This window comes from Allobosea sp. P4_E12, from assembly GCF_056401655.1.
Genome location: NZ_JBFUIY010000093.1, coordinates 1 through 4891 on the forward strand (window position 1 = coordinate 1; position 4891 = coordinate 4891).

Genomic DNA, 4891 nt, shown 5'->3' on the forward strand with positions numbered 1-4891 from the left:
CCGCCATCATTGAGGCAGGAATCGCCGTAGGAACGGCCATTGCCATAGGCGAGCACGGTCGAAGGGTAGCGCGCAGGCTCGGCACTCCAGGCGTCCGGCATGATGATCTGCGTATTCCGGGCGATGAGGCCGCCCCAGGACCGATATTCGGGCGCTCGTCCGTTCACGGCAGGACCGTCGCGGCGACCATGATCAGCAGCACCAACCCACCCGTCACCTGGCTGCGCCAGTCGCGGATCATGAAGACCAGCGGATCATCCGGCATCTGACCACGACGGGCGAGAAACCAGATCCGCGCCATCTGATAGAGGATGACGGGGCAAACCAGCCAGATGATCTCGGGGTGACGATAAAGCTGCTTCACGGCCGCACTATCGACATAGAGCGCCATGATCAGCGCGCAGGTGCAGCCCGAGGCCATGCCGAGCTGCGACAGGGCCTCGATATCCTCGGCCTGATAGCCGCGGCCGGCCTTCTTCAGCCCGGACTGGTCCTGCGTGATTCGCAGCTCCGCATAGCGCTTGACCAGCGCAAGGCTGAAGAACAGGAACATCGAGAAGGCGAGCAGCCAGGACGAGACCGGAATCGCCGCCGCGGCGTTGCCGGCCAGGATGCGCAGGGTATGCAGAGCTGCAAGCCCGAGCACGTCGACCAGCAGCTTGCGCTTGAGAACGAACAGATAGAGCAGCGCCAGGACGAGATAGACGGTCAGCGCCAGCAGGAACGTACCCGGCTCAGGCACGAACACTGACGAAGCGAAGGCCGCGATCATCAGCAGTGGCACCGCAGCATAAGCCTGCTTCGCGGTGATCTCGCCGGCAGCCAGAGGGCGCTTGCACTTGGTCGGGTGCCGCCGATCGGCCTCGACATCGACAATATCGTTGAGGAGATAGATCGCCGAGGCGAGCAGGCTGAACGCGACGAACGCAATCGCCCCGTGGCCGAGCGCCGCGAGATCGAACACGTCATGGTTCAGCAGGATGGGGACGAAGACGAGCCCGTTCTTGAGCCAATGATGCGGTCGCATCGCTCGGATCATCGCGCGAACAGACATGTCAAAGCCCTTGTCCACCTTTCAGGGCCGCCAGGCGATCGAACAAAGATCGTCATGGCTTCCCGTGCGAGGCGAACAGGAACGGCCTCGGCGCGTCCTGCTATGGCGGTCAAATCCCTAAACCGCGGTGGAAATCACGTCCGCCTCGTCGAGATTCAACCGCCATGCTTAATGACAGGCTGACGATAGGTCAGATTGCCGATGTGCCGCGCGGCCCCCGGAATTCAGGGGGCCTTCTTCGCGGCCACAGCGGTGATCTCGATCGCATATCCCGGCGAAGCGAGCTTCGCTTCCACCGTTGCGCGCGCCGGCGCGCTGCCGCGGGCGACCCATTTGTCCCAGACGGCGTTCATCTCGGCGATCCCAGCAATATCGGTCAGGAAGATCTGAACGCTCAGAATCCGGTCCTTCGCACTACCGGCGGCTTCGAGCGTTTCCTCGAGCAAGGCCAACACCTCCTCGGTCTGCCGCGTCAGCGTCTCCCCTTCGGTCTTCTCCGCGACATGGCCGGCGAGGAAGACAATGCCGTTGAAAATGGCGGCGTCGCACCACCGTTCCGTCAGGCCTATACGTTCGATCGACATGGCTCTGTATCTTCCTGGTTGTTTGAATCGTGACGGCATAGAGCGTCGCGCATGCCAAGCCCCGCCTCGGAGCGCAACTCCACGGCAGACTGGTCCGCATTCTGCATTGCGCTCCGCATCTTATGGGCGAGCCGGCGCAAGACTGGTCACGGACTGCAAAGGGTAAGCAACGCCCGACGCACAATCCATGCGCGCGGGCCAATCACGTGCAAGGCACTCTCGCGACCCCGCACGTCCAAGCCTCGACTGGGCAAGAGCTGATCCTATGCAGGCAACGGCGCGAGCTGCGATCAGGCCGAGCGGTCAGACCGGTCCAGTATCCGGCCTCAGGATGTGCGCAGCGCGCGACCGCCCGCTGCGCGATCGCGAGGTCTACGTCATTTCACCGAGATAGGCGGTCGCGTCGATCTCGACGAGACAGTCGGGCGAGCCGAGGCCATTGACGATGCAGGACACGCGATGCGGCGAATCCTCGGCGAAATTGGCGAAATAGACCTCGTTCATCGGCTCCCAATAGGCACGGTCGGTGACATAGACTGTGCACTTGACGACATCCTTCAGGCTGCCGCCCGCCTCCTCCAGGAGAGCGCGGATGTTGTCGATGCATTGCTGCGTCTGACGCCGTGCGTCGCCGACGGCATACTTGCCCTCCCTGTCCATCCCGACGCAGCAGACGAACATGAAGTCCCCGGCGACCGTCGCCTGGGCGAAAGGGAGCCTTCCCTTGAAGACACGGTCGGAAGAGATCGTACGTTTGGGCATCGTGAACCTGTGGGGTGGGAGTTGCGCGGCGGCCGGCCGCTATCGGGCAACAGTCGCGAGGGCTGCACAAGCCAGCAACGGCGCCTGAGCCAAGGCTAACCTATGGTCAGAAGCCCAGCCAGACGGGTCACCCCGTCCAGTCTCAGATTGCTGTGGGAGAACTGGCGTGCCATTCAGGATAAAACTGCGAACACTTATGTATTTGAAGTACCGATATGATTTGCCGCGCTACGACGGCCACCTGTTGGCTGCCCAAGATTGATCCCGGGAGCTACGCTGGATCGCCCGGCGATCATCGCTTTCATCCTGCGAGGGTCATCTGCCCTTCTAGGAGGCAGGCGTGGCACAGACTTCCGTTCCATCATGCGGCGGAAGATCAGATAGCCCCTCGGCGCCGTTTACGGTTGCCTACCCGGCCATCGCCCATAGCTGGCCCCGCCTCTGGCGCGAGGTCATGCCGTTCTACGCTCTCCCGGCGGACGTCCAGCGCATCCTTTCCATCACAATCTCAAGCGGAGAACGCAATCGAGTTAACCGCAAATATGTGTCCGCAAAAGTCGTCTGCCAGAGTGGTAGACCCAGGTTTCCTCCCGCTGCCGGCTGCCGGCTTCTCTTTCGAATACCCTGCCCCTTCAATCGGATTCGCTAGTATAGCCAGCCGCCTTGGCCCGCTTATCCCAAGCGGCCGCTTCCGCCCTGCTTTTCGCCACGCCCCGTCCGGTCGCATACATCATACTCAGTTTATTCATCGCACCTGCGTTGCCAGCGTCAGCGGCTTTGCGATACCAGCGAGCCGCCTCAACGTAATCCGTCGCCATTCCTCGGCCGTCAAAATACATCGACCCCAGATTATTCATCGCATCCGCGTCGCCGGCGTCAACGGCCTTGCGGTACCAGCGAACCGCCTCAGGCTCGTCCTTCACAACGCCTTCACCAGCCGCGTACATCATTCCCAGTTTATTCATCGCACCTGCGTTGCCGGCGTCAGCGCCCTTGCGATACCAGCGAACCGCCTCATCCACGTTCCGCGGTACGCTTGGGCCAACATCATACATCCATCCCAGATTAAACATCGCAGGCGCGCTGCCGGCGTCAGCCGCCTTGCGATACCAGCGAATCGCCTCAGCTTCGTCCTTCACTACACCCCGGCCGTTCTGATACGCCCACCCCAGATTATTCATCGCATCCGCATCACCGGCGTCAGCGGCCTTGCGATACCAGCGGATTGACTCGGCCTCACTTTTGGCCACGCCTCGGCCGTTCTGATACATCCACCCCAGACTATACATCGCTGCTACGTTGCCGGCCTCAACGCCCTTGCGATACCAGCGAACCGCCGCGGCCTCGTCCTTCGCCACGCCTCGGCCGTCGACATACATCGACCCAAGACTAACCATTGCATCCGCGTTGCCGGCTTCAATGCCCTTGCGATACCAGCGAACCGCCTCGGCCTCGTCCTTCGCCACGCCGAGGCCGTTCGCATACATCGAGCCCAGATTATTCATCGCAGGCGCAAAGCCGGCCTCTGCCGCGACCCGGTAGCGGACTGTCGCCTCATAAGTATCAACCTTGCCGGCCTCCAACGCCCGGGCGAGTTGAAACATGAGACGAGGATCTGTCGGCCGTTCTGCAAGCGCCTCTCGGCAAGCCGGAACAGCTTCTGCCGCAACGATTTTTTCCAGAAAAACACCGGGAACTCCCGCTAGCCGTCCCCCATCGAACGGATGCGCCGCCAGCAAGGCGCATTGGCGCATGGCGACCGTTACGGTATTCGATGGTTGCGCGAGAGGAGTGGCGGGCGGCTGCGCGAGCGAGGTGGTTTGGACCTCGATCTTAGACAAGGCAGCGCGGGCGATCACCGCGTTCGGGCCGGTGTCGTAGCGGGCCAGAAAGGCGCGCCAAGCGTCCCGTGAGTTCAGTTGCTGCGCCATCGCGAAGGCCACCTGTTCCGCCGCCTCGCCCGGCTGTACTTGCGTTCCGACGACCGCGGCGGCAGCGGGCTGATGGGGGGCGCCGGACTTCGCAAGCGAGATCATCTTCCCGCCGAGGGAGCCGTTGATATAGGGCTCCTGTGCGTTGCCAGTTGCCTTGAGCACCTCGTCGCGCACGGAGCCAAAGGCAAGCCGGATATCGAGATCGGGCTTCACCAGATGTTTCAGCAGGGCGTCGGTGTAGGGGCTGTGGGTGCCCAGGCCGTCCGCCGCCGTGGTGCCCTCCTTCGCCGCGTAAGCGATCAGCGTATCAGTCGAGGGCGGCTCGACACGCCCCAGACCGCGCGTGGCCGAACGCCGCTGGCCCAGCCGGCTGATGGGGGCGAACCGATTGTCGCGGCAGGCGTCGAGGATCACCAGGCGCAATCGAGTCGCCGCATCAAGCGATTTCAGCACACGGCTCAGCGATATGGCTTCGTCATCCGCGTCCCGCTCCGCAGCCAGCCTCGCGTCCACCGGGATCAGGAAGTTCTCACGGTTGATCTCCATCCCGTGGCCTG

At 62.7% G+C, this 4891-nt stretch carries 4 protein-coding genes; all 4 read right to left on the minus strand.

The annotated features are described in order from the left end of the window. Positions 1-163: 163 nt before the first annotated feature. The gene (locus AC1DW9_RS36125) at positions 164-1054 is read right to left on the minus strand and encodes a UbiA family prenyltransferase (protein ID WP_476777515.1); all 891 of its coding nucleotides are present in this window, start codon (positions 1052-1054) and stop codon (positions 164-166) included. 224 nt (positions 1055-1278) lie between these two features. Continuing rightward, the gene (locus tag AC1DW9_RS36130) at positions 1279-1638 is read right to left on the minus strand and encodes a RidA family protein (protein ID WP_441505657.1); all 360 of its coding nucleotides are present in this window, start codon (positions 1636-1638) and stop codon (positions 1279-1281) included. A gap of 372 nt (positions 1639-2010) precedes the next feature. Next, positions 2011-2400, minus strand: a complete 390-nt coding sequence (locus tag AC1DW9_RS36135; RefSeq protein WP_476777516.1) for a RidA family protein — start codon at positions 2398-2400, stop codon at positions 2011-2013. Between the two features lie 632 nt (positions 2401-3032). After that, positions 3033-4891 (minus strand): caspase family protein (locus tag AC1DW9_RS36140; protein ID WP_476855380.1); only part of this gene is annotated, 1859 nt, incomplete at its 5' end.